This window comes from Streptomyces sp. MST-110588 (assembly GCF_022695595.1).
Lineage (GTDB): Bacteria > Actinomycetota > Actinomycetes > Streptomycetales > Streptomycetaceae > Streptomyces.
In genome coordinates this window covers 4,213,299-4,232,111 of the sequence record NZ_CP074380.1, presented here as the reverse complement: position 1 = coordinate 4,232,111, position 18,813 = coordinate 4,213,299, and the positions used below count along the sequence as shown (strand labels likewise).

Sequence of the window (18,813 nt, the reverse complement as noted above, 5' to 3'; positions counted from 1 at the left end):
GCCGCCGAGGCGCGATGATGCCGCCGAGGCGCGATGATGCCGTCGTCAGCCGCGTTGTCAGTGCTCCCCGTCATGATGGGGAGGTCGGACGCCGGACGACCGCTCGGGTTGGGGAGGGACAGTGGCCGTATACGACAGCGACGTGCTGGTGATCGGTGCCGGCATCGTCGGGCTCTCCACCGCATGGGCGATCACGCGTGCCGCGCCCGGGACACGCGTGGTGGTGCTGGAGAAGGAAGCCGGCCCGGCCCGCCACCAGACGGGCCGCAACAGCGGAGTGATCCACAGCGGCATCTACTACCCGCCCGGCTCCCTCAAGGCCCGCTACGCGCTCCAAGGCTCGGCGGAGATGCTGAGATTCTGCGCGCAGCACGGCATTCCGCACGAACGGACGGGCAAGCTCATCGTCGCCACCGAGCACGCCGAGCTGCCGCGGCTGCACGCCCTGGTCCAGCGCGGGCGGGAGCACGGCATTCCCGTGCGCGAACTGGGCCCGGCCCAGCTCGCCGCGTACGAACCAGAGGTCAGCGGCCTGGCCGCGATCCATGTAGGGACGACCGGTGTGTGCGACTTCGGCGCGGTCGCCCGCCGGTTCGCCCAGCTCGCGACGGACGCGGGCGCCCGCATCGCGTACGGCGCGCAGGTGCGCGTGATCAGCCGCCGCGCGGGCCGGATCGCGGTCCGTACGGCCGCCGGCCAGGTCTTCCGCGCCCGCGCGCTGGTGAACTGCGCCGGGCTGCACAGCGACCACGTCGCCCGGCTGGCGGGCGACGCGCCGGGCATGCGGATCGTCCCCTTCCGCGGTGAGTACTTCACCCTCGCCCCGGCCCGCGCCTCCCTGGTCCGTGGCCTGGTCTACCCCGTCCCCGACCCGGCCTTCCCGTTCCTGGGCGTCCATCTCACCCGTGGCATCGAGGGCGGGGTGCACATCGGCCCGAACGCCGTCCCTGCCCTGGCCAAGGAGGGCTACGACTGGCGTACGGTACGGGCCACCGAACTGGCCGGCACGCTCACGTACCCCGGGGCGTGGCACATAGCCCGCCGCCACTGGCGCTACGGCGCCGGCGAGCTGCGCCGCTCCCTGTCCCGGCGGGCCTTCACCGACGCCGTACGCCGCCTGCTGCCCGCCGTCCGCGAACGGGACCTGCTCCCGGCCCCGGCCGGCGTACGGGCCCAGGCCGTCCTGCCCGACGGCACTCTCGCCGACGACTTCCTCTTCGCCCGCTCCCCGGGCGTCGTCCACGTCCTGAACGCCCCGTCCCCCGCTGCGACGGCCTCTCTGCCCATCGGCCGCGAGATCGCCCGCCAGGCCCTGGCGTCCGTCCCCCCGGGCCCCTGACCGCCCGTACGAGCCGACCACGTACCCAGCGCCCGTACGAGCCGACCACGTACCCAGCGCCCGTACGAACCGAGCCACGCACCCAGCGCCCATAGGAACCGAGCCACGCCCACCCAGCGCCCGTACCTGACCGATCACCCGCACCCGACGCCGTACGACCCGATCACCCGCACCCGCCCCGCTGCACCCCACCCTCCCTCGTACGACTCCGTCCTTCCGCCCCGGCCGTAGAATCGACCCACTGTGTCCGAGAACTCCGCCACCCCCGCCGAACCCGCCGCCTCCACGGGCGCCACTGCACGCACCGCGCCCACCGCGCCCACCGAGCCCGCGGAGTCCGCCGGACCGGCCGAATCCGCCGCCCGCGGGCCCCGGCCCGAGCCGATGTTCCCCGACGGCACGGGCCCCGCGGCCGACCCCGCCGGCTCCCACCACGAGCGCCGGATCCGCTCCTTCCAGCCCCGCCGCAGCCGCGTCTCGCCCGGTCAGGCCGCCGCGATCCGGCGCCGTTGGTCCGAGTGGGGCCTGGACATCGACGGCCTGTCCCGGATCGACCTGGGCAAGCTCTTCGACGGCCGGCCCGTCGTCCTTGAGATCGGCTTCGGCATGGGCGAGGCGACGGCGCAGATGGCCGCCGACGACCCCGACACCGGCATCCTGGCCTGCGACGTCCACACCCCCGGTCAGGGCAATCTGCTCGGCCTGGCGGAGCGGAACGGCCTGTCCAACATCCGGGTGGCCAATGGTGACGCGATCATCCTCCTGCGCGAGATGCTCGCCCCCGGCTCACTCGCCGGTCTGCGCGTCTTCTTCCCCGACCCGTGGCCGAAGAAGCGGCACCACAAGCGCCGGCTGATCCAGCCCGACTTCATCTCCCTCGCGTCCACCCGGCTCGCCCCCGGCGCCCTGGTCCACTGCGCGACCGACTGGGAACCGTACGCCGAGCAGATGCTGGAGGTCCTCTCCGCCGAGCCGACCCTGGAGAACCTCTACCCCGACTACGCCCCACGGCCGGATTTCCGGCCTCTGACCAAGTTCGAGGGACAGGGACTGGACAAGGGACATGTGGTCCACGACCTCCTCTTCCGCCGCCGCCCCGCATAGTCCGCCTGCGCGTGGTTAGGGTCGGTAGGTGCACCCGCCTCCGCCGCCCTCGCATCCGCCGATACCGGCCCACCCGCCGCTGCCGGCGTACGCGCCGAGCCCAGGCACCCCCGCCGCTGCCTCGCCCACCTCACCGGCGCGGTACCACTACAAGCCGCGCCGGCCCCCTCTGTGGCACAGCAGAACGGCCCGGGCAATCGGACTGATCTCCCTGCTCTCCCTCTGCGGCGTGATCATCCTCGCGATGGTCCGCCAGCAGACAGGCACCGAGGGCTTCCTCGTCGGCCTGGGCCTCGCGGTCTTCCCCGTCCCCGTCCTCCTGGCCGCCTTCTGCTGGCTGGACCGCCTGGAGCCGGAGCCCTGGCGCAACCTCGCGTTCGCCTTCGCCTGGGGCGCCTGCGCCGCCACGCTGGTGGCCATCCTCGCCAACAGCTTCGCCACGAACTGGCTGGCCACCAACCTGTCCACGCTCTCGCCACGCGACGCGGAAACCTGGGGCGCCACCGTCATCGCCCCGGTCGTCGAGGAATCGGTGAAAGCCGCCGCGGTCCTCCTCCTCTTCCTCTTCCGCCGCCGCGACTTCGACGGCATCACGGACGGCATCGTCATCGCCGGCATCACCGCCACCGGCTTCGCCTTCACCGAGAACGTTCTCTACATCGGCAACGCCTTCGGACAGGACCAGTCCCTGGGCCACACCGGCCTGGACTCCCTGACCGCCGGCACCTTCTTCGTACGCGTGATCATGTCCCCCTTCGCGCACCCCCTCTTCACGATCCTCACCGGCCTGGCCTTCGGCATAGCCGCCACCCGCTACCCCGCCCGCCGCCCGCTACGGCTGGCCCTGCCCTTCCTCGGCCTGCTGACCGCCGTCCTCCTGCACTCCATCTGGAACGGCGCCTCCAACCTCGGCGACTTCGGCTTCCTGACCGTCTACGGCCTGATCATGGTCCCGGTCTTCGCGGCCCTGACCTGGCTGGCCATCTGGACCCGCCACCGCGAACTCCTCTCCCTGCGCACCTACCTCCTCCCGTACGTGGCCACCGGCTGGCTCCTCCCCCACGAACCCCTCGCCCTGTCCTCCCTCAAAACCCGCGCCCGAGCCCGCGACATCGCCCGCCACACCCACGGCCCCGCCGCCGCCCGCGCCGTCACCGAGTACGCCGCCCTGGCCACCTCCCTAGCCTTCCTCCGCCGCCGAGCCCACCGCACCGGCCCCACCCCCGACTTCCCCACCCGCGAACAATCCCTCCTCCACCACCTCTGGCACCACAAACCCCCAACTCACCCCGCCTTCCTCCACGCCTCCTTCCCGACGTGGCCGCACTGTCCGCCGGCACCTCAGGTCCCACCACCGGGCACATCCGAACGGCACGATCGGTGACGAGACCGCTCGCAGAGAAGTGATGCCACCCCTTTGTTCGGGCCAAATAATTCGAAAGCCATGACGCCCTTAAAAGGGAGCCATGGACCGCCCATTCGAAAGATGCAGGTGACGCCACAAAAAGGACCGGACGGTATGCGAGAAGGGCCTTCTCCACGATCGGCCTTTCACGTACGTTGAGTACATCCCACGGCTGTCAAGGAGAATGATGACCACATCGACCCGTCTCAGATCACTGGAACTCTGCGCAGGTGCCGGAGGTCTGGCCCTCGGACTGGAGAACGCCGGCTTCACACCGTCCCTCCTGGTCGAAACGGACGGGCAATCCCTTGAGACGCTGAAGGCCAACAGGCCGAACTGGCCGCTGCTCCAGGAGGACCTGAGCACATTCGACCCGGCCCAGCACCCTGAAGCCTTCGATGTCGATCTCCTGTCCGCAGGCACTCCGAGGGTCAAGTCTGTGGCCACGATCAACCGCCCGGAGGACGAAGCCGAACGCAAGCTGGTCACAGCAGCGCTCTATCTGGTGGGAGCCGTCGGGCCCAAGGCAGTAATCATCGAGAACGTCCCAGGGCTCGTCGACGGGGCAGACTTCGCCGACGTACGTGCGGAGATCCGAGCCGAGCTGGAGCACCTTGGATACCGCCTGTTCGCAAAGGTACTGAACGCCATGCATTACGGCGTACCCCAGGACCGCAAACACGGATTCTTCGTCGCCCTGAAAGAGCCTTTTGCTGGTGCCTTCACCTGGCCGGAACCCCTTCCCGGCCCGGCACCGACCGTCGGTGATGCGCTTCACGCCTCCATGGCGGAACAGGGATGGCCTCACGCACACACATGGGCGGCGCACGCTCAGCGTGTCGCCCCGACTCTGGTCGGCGGTTCGGACAAGCGCGGCGGCGCCGATCTCGGCCCCGCCAGGGCGAAGAAGATCTGGCAGGAGATGGGCATCAACGGCGGCACCGTCGCCGACTCGTTGCCGGGACCGGACACCCCCTGGGACCCGACCGGAGATCGCAAGAACCTGCCCGCCCTGACTGTTCCGCAGACTGCGCTGCTGCAGGGCTTCCCTTCGGACTGGGTGATCACCGGGTTGAAGACCCGTAGCTATCGGCAGGTGGGGCAGGCCGTGCCCCGCCGCTCGCCCAGGCTCTCGGGCGGCGCATATTCGCAGCCCTCGCCCCTTCCTCGTAGGGCTCGTGCTGAACACGCCCTTCGCCGACTAAGATCTAGCCCATGAGCGCCTCCCGCAACCCCCGCACCATCAACGTAGTTGATCTATTTTCGGGTTGCGGGGGCTTCACGCAGGGCTTCCACGAGTTCCGCCCCCTCGGTGTCACCGAGCCCGTCTTCCGTACGGCTGCGGCAGTCGAGCACGACATTGCCGCAGCCTCCACGTATGCACTCAACTTCGCCGACGAGGCCGGTGGGGTGGAACACATCCATGCCGGGGACATCGAGGACTGGGAGCCGGATTCCAAGGAGGTCCAGGCCGAGGTGATCCTCGGAGGGCCGCCCTGTCAGGGCTTCTCGGGTCTCGGCAAGGAAGATGAGAACGATCCCCGCAACAAGTTGTGGCGTGAGTACACACGCATCGTGAACGCCATCAAGCCGAAGCTCTTCATCGTCGAGAACGTCGACCGCTTCCTCCGCTCCCCGGAATTCGCCTTGCTGCACGCGGCGACCGAGAAACCGGACGGCGAACTGCGCGATTACGTCCTGGCCCAGCATTCGGTTCTGAACTCCGCCGACTACGGCGTGCCGCAGGCCCGTCGCCGCGCGATAGTTGTCGCCGTGCGTCGAGACCTGAAGCATTTGGCGAACATGCAGTATCCGAAACCGACCCACGCCAAGAACGGCCTGGAATTCCTTCCCGGTTCCGAACAGCAATCGTGGGTAGGGGTGGGCCCGTCAGTTTTCGCCCACACTCCCGAGGAAACGCTTACCACCGAACTTCCCGAGGGCAAGTGTGACCCGCTGGGAGTCACGCTCCCCGGCGCCTTCAAGACCACGGATCTACATTTCGGAAGAAATCCGACCCCCCTCTCCAAGAGGCGTTACGAAGCCATCCCTGAAGGCGGAAACCGGCACGATCTGCCGCCGGCGCTGTCCACCGAGAAGTGGTTGGCTCATAAAACAGGTTCCCACGACGTCATGGGGCGCCTGTACTGGGACCGACCATCGGTCACCATCCGAACCGAGTTCTACAAGCCGGAAAAGGGACGTTACCTCCATCCGCGCGCCCACCGCCCCATCACACATTACGAAGCAGCTCTGATCCAAGGGTTTCCCAAGGATTTCAAGTGGAGCGGCAGTAAAATTCAGATCGGGCGGCAGATCGGCAACGCCGTACCGGTCGGGCTCTCAAAAGCTCTGGCCGGAATGGTTTACGAAGCGCTCAGGTCCTGATTTCCACCTCCTCTTCATCACTCTCGCCCAACTCCCTGCCACGCACCGGGGCAGTCGCGAAGAGGTTCGCGAACCACTCGGTGAGCTTCTCCACCGAGTGGTTCGGAGCTTTTCCGTCGGCCGGCCCCCGCGGCAGGCCACCGGGGCTCCACAGCAGGTCGGACTCAACAGCATCGATCCATGCACGCACGGCTTCGTGGTCACGTGGTTCGTCGGCAGCCAGCGCCTCGTACACCAACGTGCTCCCCGCCGCACCCGCCGCCTTGACGAGGCCGTTCACATCTCGTCCTGTGCGCACGACTTCTGTCTCCAGAAGACGCACCAGAGCTTGGGCGGACGGTCGGTGATGGTTCATGTCCAGTCGAAGCGCAGTGTTGAGGACGTCTTGGTTCCCACACGCCACGACAACCGGCGCATACTCGTCGCCGTCGCGGAAAAGTTCGGCGGCCCACCAGAGCCGGGAAAAAGCCTGGATGTCCCAACGTCCGCTGAAGCGCGCCGCCTGACCGACGACCGTGCGACCGCCCTGCGACTTCTTGCCCCAGCGCCATCGGACGTAGTCGGGACCGACGCGCAGGGCGATGAAGTTCCATAGGGCCGAATCCGCGGCCTCTGCCCTGAAAAGACGCACCGTGGAGTGCAGTCGAGGAGCCAGCCATGCGTCGGACGCCGTCGGGCGCTCCCCTTCGAAGCGTTCCAGCACCTCGTCGAGGAGGGCACGCAGTTCCTCCACCTTCCACCGCGGCGACTCGTCGAATGCATCCACGGAGCCGTTGATCAGTGCCGCCTGGGGCAGTGGTGCCCCTCTCACCACGCTCGGCGTCAACACCTTGCTGACCACGGAGTCCGGCAGTCTCCCCAGTCTCTCGGGCACTTCCGGCCTGCTCCTTGTCACACGCTCTCCTTCTTGTTCGCCAGGCGCCGCAGGTCGCGCAGAGCCGTCGAGACCTTACGCGGTTTGCGTGAATGGACCCCGGCTCCGTGCATCAGCCGGCGCTGCAGGTCACCGCCGTTCTCCCCCTCTGCGCGCCCCTGGACCAACTCGGCCAGCGCATCCTCCGGGGAATGAGTGGGGTAGAGGTCCGGGATCATTCTCCGTAGTACATCTTCATGCCAACCACCAGGCCACTGGGGTTCACCGTCCACCACGTCACAGGCGTACACCGCCATGTTGAACATGGCGGTCCAAACTTCGGCCGCCACCTGCGCGGCCATCACCTCGCGCACCAGCTTCTGCTCGGCGGACGACGCGTTCTCCAATACGCCGCGCAGCCCGTCCACCGAGGAATTGAGATAGAGCACAGGCTCGCCGGCCTCCGTGTCGATCAACCAGGGATCGTCACGGTATTCCTTCAAATGATCGTTGGACGGGTCGGTGAAGTCGATCCACCGCATCTTGATCGAACGCTCAGGGGTAGGTCGCTTGGTCTCAAAATCCACGCTCCAGGTCGGTGCCGTGCCCACCAGTCGTCCTTCGACACCGTCCACCGTGGCAACGATGCGAGCTGTGATCCGGCTACGCACGATGTGCTCGTCACGGGCCAGTTCGACCTCCCCCTGCCATCGGCCCGGCCCGTCCTGGCGTAGCGGGAACGCCTGGGAGACGTTGGTGCGTTGGTTGCTCACGACCACCAGACACTGTGGGGACCTCCACGGGCCGGCGGAGATTTCGTCGCCGTCGGCGGTCACTGAAACCTTCAACCGTAGTTCGCTCCAGCGCTGATGGGTCTCGTTGAGATCCTGCGCGGCAACGATCTGGTCACGGTCGCCGATCCTTCCCAGATCCACCGGCACGTTGTCCACGAACAACCGATCGACCTGCAGATCGACGTCGCCGCTGAGAACACGGTAGGGGTAGGCCGTCTTCATGCCGACTCCTCCTTCGAGCGCCGTATCTCGACCATGACCTGCGCCATCGTCGCCTCCACCGGGTGGCTCGACACCTCCGTCGTGCCACGGAACTTGCCTTGTACGGCTCCGTCACGGAACACGAGATTTCCGTGCGGCGTCAATTCGCAGTTCTCCAACGGTTCCATCTCGCACCATTCGACACTCAGCGGTGCCGACGAGCGCGTGACGAATTTGGGCACCGGTGTGAGCACCCACGGCTCGTCCCGCTTGGGCAACTTCACCGTGACGGTCACGCTCCAGGCTCCCGTTCCGTCCACCGTTCCCTCGATGGCCTTCACCGTCGGGAACCCTTGGAGACGGGCAACTCTTGGTGGGTCCAGGCGCAGCAATTCCCGCAGTGCTTCCGGGCCCTCCTCCGGGGACTCGTCATCCTCCCGTGCGCGCAGCAGCTCGCGGACCTTCTGCTCTGCCGCCTTCTTGAATTCGAGGATCTTTTGTCGGGCTCCACGTTCATACGTGGCCGTCAGGTCCTCGGTCCCCTCCCAGTCGTTGTGGTCCGGAGGTTCCGCGGTGCGCAACATCTGCTCGGCCGCCTCTGCCTCCCGCGTGTGACGGCGGGTTGCCGCGCCGGCGAGGAGCACCGCCTGGAACGGGCGGTGTCCGAGTGGAAGATCACCGACGCGCTTGTACTTCACCACCATCCGCGTCGCTCGCATGTATGCGATTTGATCCGGGTTCTCGTCCTCGTCACCGGCGGGAGTGAGAAGAAGAACTGCCTCGTGCGTGCCCGGGTTCCCCGTCTCCACGTCGTCTTTCCGCCGCCGCAGTTCGAGCGGCACGGACGCCTGCAACACCTGGTGACGCTCGGTCAGTTCCTCCACCGTCTCACCGTCGAGAAACGCCTGGACAGCTCGGGAACGGGAAGGTTCCTGTTCGTGCGGATCAATGACCTTTTCGGCCTTCACCGACGCTCCGTTCCGGAAAGCCGCCACCGACACCTGCAGCTTCGGGCTCTCGTCCCTGCCACCGACCATCGATGCCCAGAAATTGCGTGAAAGGCTTTTCACCAGGCGCTCGTACATGTCCTCGACGTCCTCGGTCTCCCCGGACCCGTCGTACGCCCCCACCACCAGGAATGATGTACCCGGCATCGCATCGACACGTTTCAAGTGGAGGCGTTCGGCCGACTCCTGGTCACCCCACCACGACTGAGCGGTGTTCTGCCGCTTGGGATCGGCCACGCCGAACCAACCGGGCCCCGCGTAGTCTCTTCCGTCGAGCTGGTGCCACGGAAGCTCCAGCCGGCCGGCCATACGGCGCTCCGTACGCCCGTCCTGAGGTTCCGAGAGCGTGCTGTTCACCAGGACCAGGCCGAAGCGGCTGGCGGCCCAGAGTGCAGCCTTGCCGAGCCCGTACGACCCGCCCTGCGTACCCGACTTACCGCTGTCCAACGTGCGCCGCACCACCCGGGCGAAGCGTCCGTCCTCGTACTCCGGGCCGGTCAACCCGGTCGCGTTGTAGTCGTCCACCCGCAGTAGGACGAGGCGCTGCGTGCGTTCCAGCTCTTGGAGGCCGTCCCGCAGTACCCGACCTACCTTCTGCCGGGGGTCGGCGGCGGCCAGAATGTGCTTTTCGATGGCGTCCCAACCCAAAGCCTCCATGAAGTCACGCAGATGGGTACCCGTGAGTTCGTGCAGCACGTACCGAGCGACGACCGGCGAGTCTTCGGACAAACGCTCGTCAAGGCTGTTCTGCGTGGCCTCCCGCGCAAGCACGTCGAGGCTCGCCGCGAAGGCGAAGTTGGCCGCGTTGCCGCCTTCTCGACCACCGTCCTCCGGCGCGGCACGGAAGATCCACCTCAGCTCGTCCCGTCGAGACGCAGGCACCCTGCGGTTCACCGCGTCGTCCACGGAGACGCCCAGGGCATCTGCGATGGCCGCGATCTTCTCATAGCGAGGTTCCGAACGGCCGTTCACCCAACCGTTCACGGCCGCCCCCGTGACCCCGGTCAGATCCGCGAGCTCCTTCTGACTCATACCCCTCAGCGTCAGCATTCTTGTGAGCCAAGCTCCGAATGTGGCCGCCATGTCAGTTCCCCTTCCCCTCGGATGCCACTTAATTTAGCTGATCAACTTTACTTTTGTTGTCGAGAAACGGACAAAAACCGCATTTTGCTAGCTTGTCTCTCCTGATTGCTGAACGGGATCGTATCAGCAGGGGCCCTTCACGAGGCGACTGCGCCCGCTCGTACGTTCGCCTACTCCCTTGCAGGAGTGACGGCGCAGGCGCCATGATGACGTGCCGGTTGCTGGCATGGACGAATCGGAGGACATCCGCATGGGCGACACGCTCGAAGTCACGGTCGAGCTGGACCGACGTGACACCAACTCGATCCGCATCCTGAACGAGAAGGGGGTGGTACTGGTGGAGGGCGAGATGGGAGACCCGTCCTACGACCTGCGCAGCTTCAAGGTGGCGGTGCGGCACCTGGAGAACTGAACCCCGCCCCGACGATCGCCGCACGCCCATGCGGGCGGCGGCGCCGACCAGCACTCGACGCCGCCGTCCGCACTTTCGTGCGCGGGTCGCCGTCCGACACGACGCGCTTACGTCTACGCAGCCGCGCGACCGTTATGCCTGTTTTGCAGGTAAATGTCGATAAATTCCTTCGACTGGAGCAAGGGCTGAACCTCGCATTTCGGTCAGAGGTCTGGGGTCGAACACTTGAGCGTGCCGAGCGTGAAGCCACCCACACTCTTCCCGTGGACGCCATCGGGCACCTCGCCCCTGTCCCGATGGGCGATGCTTTTCATATGACGCATACCCCCATGTCGCCGTCCTCTCCCGAGGTGTCCGACCGCATGAGTCGTCAGCCCAGGAAGGACACCAAGCCGGAACTTGTCCTTCGACGTCTGCTGCACAGGGCCGGGCTCAGGTATCGGTTGCAACGCCGGGTGCCCGGTATGTCCCGCCGTACGATCGATATCGCCTTTCCGGGGCCGCAGGTCGCCGTCTTCCTTGACGGCTGTTTCTGGCACGGCTGCCCCGAGCACGCCACGAGTCCCAAGGCCAATGCCCGGTGGTGGCGCGAAAAACTCGACGGCAACATGGCTCGCGACATCGAGACGACGGCCCACCTTCAGGCTGCCGGTTGGACCGTTCTGCGCTGCTGGGAGCACGAGCCGCCCGAGACGGTGGCCAGACAGGTCGCGGAGGTCGTGCGCGCGCACAAGGGGAATCACGATCAGCCGATGGGCGGTCCTGAATCATCGGCTTCCGAGTGACCTCAGGGCTTCATCGGTCGGGCGTAGGCTCGGGGGAGTTATCCGTTCATGGGAGGTTTTGGTTATGGCCAGGGTTCCGGCGGCGGTTGTGGCTGCGGGTGGGCTTGTAGGTGGGTACGGCGTGGCTCGGTGGAGTAAGAAGAGGCCGTTGGGTGGGGTGGCTTTGGCTGCTGCTGGGGTTGTGGCGGCTCGGGAGTGGGAGAGGAAGGCTGGGAAGAAGGCTGCTGCTGCGTTGAGTGGGGTTTATGTGGCGGCGTTTGCCGGGTCGCATCCGTTGGCGAAGAAGGTGGGGGCCTGGCCGTCGGTGTTTGCGGTGGCGGGGGTTGTGGGGGCGGCGTCGTGGGCGGTGGCCGACCGGCGTAGGTAGTTCGGACAGTCGGCGACGGCGCCGGGGCGGTCGCGTACGGGTGTGCGCGACCGCCCTTTCGTGTGCCTGGTGGCGAGGCGGGTGGGTGGGTTAGGCGGAAGCGTTGGTGAGGAGGGTGAGTTCTTCCGGGGTGAGGTGGAGGTTGGGGGCGGCCAGGAGGGCGGGGAGTTGGGAGACCGTGCGGGCGCTGGCGATGGGGGCGGCGACGGTGGGGCGGGTGAGGAGCCAGGCCAGGGCTACGGTGGGGATCTCGGTGTGGTGGGCGGCGGCCACCTCGTCGAGGGCGGTGAGGATCTTGCGGCCTCGCGGAGTGGACAGGTATGCGCCGGCCTTGGTGGAGCGGGCGCTGTCGATGGTGGTGCCAGGGCGGTATTTGCCGGTCAGGAAGCCTGAGGCGAGCGCGTAGTACGGGATCGCCGACAGGCCGTGGCGGGCTACGACGTCGGCCAGTTCACCCTCGTATGTTTCACGGGAAACCAAGTTGTAGTGGGGCTGGACGGCCACATAGCGGGCCATGTTCTCGCGGGTGGAGAAGGTGAGGGCTTCTTCCAGGCGCTGCGGTGAGATGTTGGAGGCGGCGATTTCGCGGACCTTGCCGGCCCGGACCAGTTCGTCGAGGGCTCCGAGGAACTCCTCGACCGGGAGCGATTCGTCGTCGTAGTGGGTGTAGTAGAGGTCGATGTAGTCCGTGCGCAGGCGGGTCAGGGAACCGTCGACCGCGCGCTTGATCGTGTCGGGGGACAGGCCCTTGAGGTCCGGGTGCGCGCCGACCTTCGTGGCGATGACGACGTCGGAGCGGTTGCCGCGCGCGGCGAGCCAGTTGCCGATGACGGTCTCGGACTCGCCTCCCTTGTTGCCGGGCGCCCAGGCCGAGTAGGCGTCGGCGGTGTCGATGAAGTTGCCGCCGCCGGCCACGTACGCGTCCAGGACGGCGAAGGACTCCGCTTCGTCGGCGGTCCACCCGAAGACGTTGCCGCCCAGGCAGAGAGAGGAGACGGACAGGGAACCGAGGGTCTTCTGCGTCGGACTCATGGTCATGCCGTTTCAACGGGAGGGGGGCGAGGGGTGTTCCCGTTCCTCGCGGGGTTGCTGGGGGAGCCGTTCCGGGGGAGGTGGGTCAGGGTGCGGGGGTGGTGGACAAGGGGGTGGCGATGGATTCCAGGGAGCGGCGCTCGGCCCGTACGGCCAGGAAAGCGGCGGTCAGGCCGGCCAGGCACATCAGCGTGGCACCGATGCAGAAGGCCAGGGTGGTGTCGGCGACGACGCCGGACTTGGTGAGTTCGGCGAACAGGAGCGGGCCGCTGATACCGCCCGCCGCCGTACCGACCGCGTAGAAGAAGGCGATCGCCATCGCGCGCGTCTCCATCGGGAAGACCTCGGAGACGGTCAGGTACGCGCTGCTCGCGCCGGTCGAGGCGAAGAAGAGGACGACGCACCAGCAGGCGGTCAGGGTCGTGGCGGAGAGGTGGCCGCCGGCGAACAGCCAGGCGGTGCCGAAGAGGAGGAGGCCGGAGAGGAGATAGGTGCTGGAGATCATGACGCGGCGGCCTACCGTGTCGAAGAGTTTGCCCAGGACGAGCGGGCCGAGGAAGTTCCCGGCGGCCATGACGGCGAAGTAGTAGCCGGTGCCGGACGTCGGGACGTCGAAGAACGTGGTGAGGATGGCGCCGAAGCCGAAGGTGATCGCGTTGTAGAGGAATGCCTGCCCTATGAAGAGGGCGAGTCCCAGGATGGCGCGTCGGCGGTAGGTGGAGAAGACGGTACGGGCGATGTCCAGGAAGCCGATGCTCCGGCGCGGGTGGATGGTGATCTCGCCCTCAGCGGGCGGGAGTTCCTGTCCCTTTTCCGAAGTGACGCGCTCCTCGATCGAGGAGACGAGTTCTTCGGCCTCCTCGCCGCGGCCGTGGATGAAGAGCCAGCGTGGGCTTTCGGGGACATGACGGCGTACGAGGAGGATGACCAGCCCGAGGACGACGCCGAGGGCGAAGGTCAGCCGCCAGCCGACGTTCGCGGCGAAGATGTCGGTGTCCAGCATCAGGATGGACAGCAGCGAGCCACCGATCGCGCCGAGCCAGAAGCTGCCGTTGATGACGAGGTCGACCCGGCCGCGGTACTGGGAGGGGATCAGCTCGTCGATGGCCGAGTTGATGGCCGCGTACTCCCCGCCGATGCCGAAGCCCGTCAGGAAGCGGAAGAGGAAGAACCACCAGGAGGAGAAGGAGATGGCGGTCAGGGCGGTCGCGGTGAGGTAGACCGCGAGGGTGACCAGGAAGAGCTTCTTCCGACCGAAGCGGTCGGTCATCCGGCCGAAGAACAGGGCTCCGAGGCAGGCGCCGGCGACATAGAGCGCCGCGGCGATGCCGGTGACCTGGGCGGAGGTGATGGGCAGGCCGCTGCCGTGCTCGGAGAGGCGGCCGGCGATGTTGCCGACGACCGTGACCTCCAGGCCGTCGAGGATCCAGACGGTGCCGAGGCCGATCACCACCATCCAGTGGAAGCGTGACCAGGGGAGACGGTCCAGGCGGGCGGGGACGGCCGTGGTGACGGGGGCGAGGTCGGGGGTGGTGGCGTCGGTGGGGACGCCGGTGTGGGTGGCTGTGGTGTCGGTGGGGGCCGTGGGGCCGGTGCGGCTTGCGGTGGGAGTGGTGCCGGTGGTGGAGGAGGACGATGAGGGCGAGGACGAGGCGTTGCTGTGGCCGGCAGCCTGGCCGGGGACTTCGATCGGTGGCATCGCACGCTCCTGAACACAAGCCGGGGTGCCTGCGCCCCGGCGCCGCGCTGTGCGGGTGCCCACGTAAAAGATGTGCCAATCAGCGGTCATGGCCGTCAGGGTGCTGCGGTGCTGATTGCTCAGATGACAGCACCGTGGTCGCGCAGCCACGGGAGCGGGTCGACCGGCGCGTCACCGCCCGGCCGTACCTCCAGGTGCAGATGCGGTGTGGCGGTGTTGCCGGTGGCTCCGACGCGGCCTATCACCTCGCCGGTGGCGACCCGTCCCGAGGACCTCACCATTGAGGAGAGGTGGCAGAACCACAGTTCCGTCCCGTCGTCGAGGGTCAGGACGATGCGGTAGCCGTACGCTCCCGACCAGCCCGATTCCGTGATGGTGCCGGAGCGGATCGCCTTGACGGGGGTGCCGGCCGGGGCGGTGAGGTCCTGGCCGGTGTGGTGGGCGGCCCACCTGTCACCGGCCTGCCCGAAGCCCGTGGTGAGGGTGTAGGAGAAGAGCGGCGCGGCGCAGTCGGTGATGTTGACGGCGCGGGGGGTGGAGCGGTGCGCGGCTTTCGCCTGCTTGGGTTCGGGGGTGGCCGGTTCGGGGGTGGCCGGTTCGGCGGCGGTGGGTTTGCCGGTGGCCGGTTCGACGGCAGGTGGTTCGACGGCGGTCGGTTCGGCGGCGGCTGATGTTGCCGTGGGCTGCTCGGCGGCCGGTTCTTCGCCGACCACCGGCTCCTCGGCCACCGGCTCCCCGGGCGCGGCTTCCGGTACGGCCTCAGGGGTGACGGTCCCCGGCGCCGGGGCCGCTTCCTGCCGCGTCTGCTGCTGCTCCGGCTGATCGACCTGCTGGAGGATGCGGGTGAGCAGGGTTTCGCCCGCGTCGTGCGGGGAAAGGGCGCCGGTCGCCGCGGCCGACGGGCCCGCACTCGACATGCCCACGGCCTGCGCGTCCGGCGAGGCCGTGCCGTCTGCAAGCGCACCTGAAGAGACAGTCGCGCCAGATATGCCGGATATGGATGCCTCGTCGGCATCGGGCTGGGAGATCGGGGCCGGCGGCCGTCCCCCGGCCGCGGCCACACCGCTCGCGCCGACCGCCGCGATGACGCCGGCGCCCAGGACCGTACCGCCGCGGGTGAGCCCGCCGCGCCGCTGTGCGACGCGGTGCTTGCCGCGCAGAGAAGTGGAAGAAGCGGAAGAGTCAGGAGAAGCGGAAAAAACAGCCTCCTCGGCGGAGGCCGGCTCTTCCCAGGAGCCGTCGGCGGGGCCCTCGGTGCCTACACCCGCGCCTGCCTCTGACCCTGCCCCTACGCCTGTGCCCACGATCATGCCGACACCAACACCGACGCCGAGACCAGGAAGGGCGGCGGGACCGGCCGAACCCGCGCCGTACTCACCGGTGTCGTACGCGGACGGAGCCTCGGAGACGGGCCTGTTGGACGCCACGAGGGCGCACTCCTTTCCTTCCTTCTCGCCTACCGGTCAGCGGCACCGGCGGGAGCACCCTCAAGCCGTTACCACGCTGAGGGAGGGTGGCTATTCAGTTGGGGCACAGGGCGGGGACGGGACAGGACGGGACGAAAGAGACGAAGCGGGGCGAGTGGAGACCAGGCCATCGCCGCGTCTGTTACGGGTGCGAACTGCGCGTACGGGATTCGACGTCGGCGCACGGTGCCGCCTCTTGCGACGGCTGGGACGACCGTGCTGCGTTATCGAACAGTAATAGGATCCGACGTCGGATACCAAGCGTTCCCCTAAATTCACCCCATCTTGGGCCTGGACTTAACCGCTCGCACAGCAACGAAGCCGACGAATCGGAACGCGCTCGCGAAACCAACTCGCCATGATTGTGCACCAGTCGTTATGTACGGCGGTGTCGCCGACGCCGAGAATCAAGGGCGCCCGGCAGCCGTCCCGCCCCGCCGCAGTAACGTCTGATCATGCTCGTCAACAGCGAACAGGCAGTGGCGGACCGGTACCGGACGTTCTCCTGGCAGCAGGCGCGGGGGCAGTCCGATGCGTATGAGGAACTGACGGCGCGGATCAGCCAGGACGCGGACTTCTGCGATCACCTCTCCCGCTCCCTGCCCGCCGGCAACAAGCAGCAGCCCAATCTCCTCCTCGCCGCCGTGCGCTACCTCGACGGTCCGTACGCCGAGCAGGGCCCGCGCGGCGACGCGGCCTACCGGGGCTGGCGCGAATGGACCCTCCGCCACTGGGACGAGGTCCGCGACGTGGTGATGCGGCGCTCCACCCAGACCAACGAGCCGGCCCGCTGCGCGACCCTCCTCCCGCTCCTCCTCCGGCTGCCGCAGCCGCTGGCGCTGATCGAGGTCGGCGCGTCGGCGGGCCTGTGCCTGTATCCCGACCGCTACCGCTACCGCTACGACGACCGTACGGAGTTCGGCGCGCCGGACAGCGCCGCGGTCTTCCCCTGCCGTACGAATCCGGGCACCCCCGTCCCGGACCGGCTCCCCGACATCGCCTGGCGTGCAGGCGTCGACCTCAACCCCCTCGACCCGGCCGATCCCGAGGACATCCGCTGGCTCCAGGCCCTCATCTGGCCGGCCGCCACCGATGAGCGGGCGCGGCGCCAGTTGGCGGCCGTGGAAGCGGTACGGACCGCGCCGCGGGCCAAAGTCGTCCGCGGTGACCTGGTGGACGAGCTGCCCGCGCTGGCCGCCCAGGCGCCACCCGAGGCGACGCTCGTCGTCTTCCACACCGCCGTACTGACCTACCTCCCGCTCGAACGCCGGGAGCGCTTCGCGGAGGTCGTACGGAACGTCCTGGCGGGGCGGGCACGGCCCGGGCACTGGGTGTCCAACGAGCACCACAGCGTGCTGCCGTGGATCCCCACTCCCGCAACGCATCGCGCGGAGCGCCAAGCAGGGCCTCAAACGGGCCATCGAGCCGGGCATCAAGCAGGGTCTCAAACGAGCCATCGAGCCGGGCCCCGGGCAGCGCCCCGGCCCCGGCCGGACGGCGAGCACCTGCTGACCCTCGCGCTCGACGAACGGCCGGTCGCTCTGACGGGACAGCACGGCCAGAGCGTGCACTGGCTGTAGCCGTCGCCACATCGCCTCAGGAGCGGGGCGGCGCGCCCTCAACAAGCCCGTACGCCCCTTCCCGCTTCCACAATCCCCTACGCACTCCCCTTCACGCTCCGCCCGTCCCTCGCCTCCCCTCGCCTCGCCTCCCCGTGCCTGCCTGTCAGCCTCCCCCTCACCCGCCCACCGGCCGCCGCACCGCCAGCAGCGCCATGTCATCCGCCGTATCCCCGCCCGTGTGCTCCGCCACGTCCGCGACCAGCGCGTCCAGCAGCGCGTCCGGGCCGGGAAAGTGCCGGCCGCGCAGCCGCAGCACCGGCTCGTAGAACTCGTTCCGTACGTTGCGCGCCTCGGTCACCCCGTCCGTGAACAGCAGCAGGATCGACCCCGCCGGGAAGGACGTCTCATCCGCCCGGTCCGGCCACCCGGCCACCTCGCTCATGCCCAGCGGCAGCGCCGGCACCCTCGGGACCAGCTCGCGCAGCGCGCCGTCCGGGGAGAAGAGCACCGGCGGCGGATGGCCGCGGTTCAGGACGCGCAGCGGAGCGTGTTCGTCCGGGGGGATCTCCGCCAGTACGGCCGTGGTGAAGCCCTCGAACTGATCGAGACCCTCGCGCCGGCTGCCCTCCCGCTGGAGCGCCCGCTCCAGCCGCCCCGCCACCGCCTCCAGACTCGCCTCCTGCTCCGCGGCCTCCCTGAAGGCCCCGATGACGATCACGGCGGCCTCCACCGCCTCCAGCCCCTTCCCCCGTACGTCGCCGACGATCAGCCGTACGCCGTGCGGGGTGTCCTGGACCGCGTACAGATCACCGCCGATCCGGGCGTCCGCTTGCGCCGCCACATAGCGCGCCGCGACCGCCAGCCCGCCGATGCGCTGCGCGGGCGTGGGAAGTACGGCCCGCTGGGCGGCCTCGGCGACATCCCGTACGGAGGCCAGCCGGGCGTCGCTCATACGGACGACCCGGTTGATGCCGAGCGCCAGGGCAGCGACGACCAGGACGGTGACGAGTTCGGTCAAGGACTGATTGGTGTCGCGGTCCCCGTGGTAGGTGGCGACCCACAGCTCGGCGGCGACGGCGACGGCGGCCGTGACGGCGGTGACCCGCAGCGAGTAGAGCGGGGCCGCCACGAGGGGCGCGGCGGAGAAGAAGGGGGCGGCCGTGTACTGGGCGGGCGTGGCCATGTCGAAGATCAGGCCGGCGGTCAGGAGCAGCGCGGGCAGCCAGCAGGCCAGCCGGCGGCCGAACGGCGACATCTGGGCGCGGCGCGCCCGCCGCTCGTGGTCACCCGTACGGCCCCTACCGCCTCGAAGCATC

Annotated in this window: 16 protein-coding genes; 9 read left to right on the top strand and 7 right to left on the bottom strand. The window is 68.4% G+C overall.

Annotated features, from left to right (window positions below; all coding sequences use genetic code 11):
* The first annotated feature begins 121 nt into the window (after positions 1 to 121).
* The 5 genes from lhgO (at position 122) to KGS77_RS18600 (ending at position 6,236) form a co-directional block, all read left to right on the top strand.
* On the top strand, positions 122 to 1,339 hold the full coding sequence (lhgO, locus tag KGS77_RS18620; RefSeq protein WP_242583323.1) for an L-2-hydroxyglutarate oxidase: 1,218 nt from the start codon (positions 122 to 124) through the stop codon (positions 1,337 to 1,339).
* Between the two features lie 243 nt (positions 1,340 to 1,582).
* Entirely contained in the window at positions 1,583 to 2,443 is an 861-nt protein-coding gene (trmB, locus tag KGS77_RS18615; protein ID WP_242583321.1) for a tRNA (guanosine(46)-N7)-methyltransferase TrmB, read from the top strand.
* Between the two features lie 28 nt (positions 2,444 to 2,471).
* A complete protein-coding gene (locus KGS77_RS18610; RefSeq protein WP_242583308.1) occupies positions 2,472 to 3,827 on the top strand; it encodes a PrsW family intramembrane metalloprotease in 1,356 nt (451 codons plus the stop codon).
* A 208-nt stretch (positions 3,828 to 4,035) separates the two neighbouring features.
* Entirely contained in the window at positions 4,036 to 5,067 is a 1,032-nt protein-coding gene (locus KGS77_RS18605; protein WP_347404505.1) for a DNA cytosine methyltransferase, read from the top strand.
* A complete protein-coding gene (locus tag KGS77_RS18600; RefSeq protein ID WP_242583306.1) occupies positions 5,064 to 6,236 on the top strand; it encodes a DNA cytosine methyltransferase in 1,173 nt (390 codons plus the stop codon). Before KGS77_RS18605 ends, KGS77_RS18600 begins: the two co-directional genes overlap by 4 nt.
* On the opposite strand, the gene KGS77_RS18595 is transcribed toward KGS77_RS18600, so the two are convergent.
* Genes KGS77_RS18595 through KGS77_RS18585 form a run of 3 tightly spaced genes read right to left on the bottom strand, consistent with a single transcriptional unit; the run spans position 6,226 to position 10,141 of the window.
* Positions 6,226 to 7,077, bottom strand: coding sequence for a DUF6339 family protein (locus tag KGS77_RS18595; protein ID WP_242583304.1), 852 nt, complete (start codon positions 7,075 to 7,077; stop codon positions 6,226 to 6,228). The genes KGS77_RS18600 and KGS77_RS18595 overlap by 11 nt on opposite strands.
* Before the next feature lie 50 nt (positions 7,078 to 7,127).
* On the bottom strand, positions 7,128 to 8,105 hold the full coding sequence (locus KGS77_RS18590) for a hypothetical protein (RefSeq protein ID WP_242583301.1): 978 nt from the start codon (positions 8,103 to 8,105) through the stop codon (positions 7,128 to 7,130).
* Positions 8,102 to 10,141 carry a helix-turn-helix transcriptional regulator gene (locus KGS77_RS18585; RefSeq protein ID WP_277994239.1) on the bottom strand — a complete coding sequence of 680 codons (2,040 nt, stop codon included), beginning with the start codon at positions 10,139 to 10,141 and terminating at the stop codon, positions 8,102 to 8,104. Before KGS77_RS18585 ends, KGS77_RS18590 begins: the two co-directional genes overlap by 4 nt.
* A gap of 259 nt (positions 10,142 to 10,400) precedes the next feature.
* Here KGS77_RS18585 and KGS77_RS18580 point away from each other — a divergent pair, with 259 nt between their 5' ends.
* From KGS77_RS18580 to KGS77_RS18570, 3 genes are all read left to right on the top strand, one after another.
* Positions 10,401 to 10,586 carry a hypothetical protein gene (locus KGS77_RS18580; protein ID WP_242583295.1) on the top strand — a complete coding sequence of 62 codons (186 nt, stop codon included), beginning with the start codon at positions 10,401 to 10,403 and terminating at the stop codon, positions 10,584 to 10,586.
* 314 nt (positions 10,587 to 10,900) lie between these two features.
* Positions 10,901 to 11,371, top strand: coding sequence for a very short patch repair endonuclease (locus KGS77_RS18575; protein WP_242587548.1), 471 nt, complete (start codon positions 10,901 to 10,903; stop codon positions 11,369 to 11,371).
* A 64-nt stretch (positions 11,372 to 11,435) separates the two neighbouring features.
* The gene (locus tag KGS77_RS18570; RefSeq protein WP_242583293.1) at positions 11,436 to 11,738 is read left to right on the top strand and encodes a hypothetical protein; all 303 of its coding nucleotides are present in this window, start codon (positions 11,436 to 11,438) and stop codon (positions 11,736 to 11,738) included.
* 90 nt (positions 11,739 to 11,828) lie between these two features.
* Here KGS77_RS18570 and KGS77_RS18565 read toward each other — a convergent pair whose 3' ends face one another.
* From KGS77_RS18565 to KGS77_RS18555, 3 genes are all read right to left on the bottom strand, one after another.
* Positions 11,829 to 12,776, bottom strand: a complete 948-nt coding sequence (locus KGS77_RS18565; protein ID WP_242583291.1) for an aldo/keto reductase — start codon at positions 12,774 to 12,776, stop codon at positions 11,829 to 11,831.
* A gap of 79 nt (positions 12,777 to 12,855) precedes the next feature.
* Positions 12,856 to 14,226, bottom strand: a complete 1,371-nt coding sequence (locus KGS77_RS18560; RefSeq protein WP_242587547.1) for an MFS transporter — start codon at positions 14,224 to 14,226, stop codon at positions 12,856 to 12,858.
* A 362-nt stretch (positions 14,227 to 14,588) separates the two neighbouring features.
* Positions 14,589 to 15,896 carry a M23 family metallopeptidase gene (locus KGS77_RS18555; RefSeq protein ID WP_242583289.1) on the bottom strand — a complete coding sequence of 436 codons (1,308 nt, stop codon included), beginning with the start codon at positions 15,894 to 15,896 and terminating at the stop codon, positions 14,589 to 14,591.
* Positions 15,897 to 16,390: 494 nt separating this feature from the next.
* Between KGS77_RS18555 and KGS77_RS18550 the strand changes: the two genes are divergently transcribed.
* Entirely contained in the window at positions 16,391 to 17,515 is a 1,125-nt protein-coding gene (locus tag KGS77_RS18550; protein ID WP_242583287.1) for a DUF2332 domain-containing protein, read from the top strand.
* A gap of 157 nt (positions 17,516 to 17,672) precedes the next feature.
* Here the strand turns inward: KGS77_RS18550 and KGS77_RS18545 are convergent, their stop codons facing one another.
* Positions 17,673 to 18,752: a PP2C family protein-serine/threonine phosphatase gene (locus KGS77_RS18545; RefSeq protein WP_242587546.1), complete on the bottom strand. Its 1,080-nt coding sequence runs from the start codon at positions 18,750 to 18,752 to the stop codon at positions 17,673 to 17,675.
* Positions 18,753 to 18,813 lie beyond the last annotated feature (61 nt).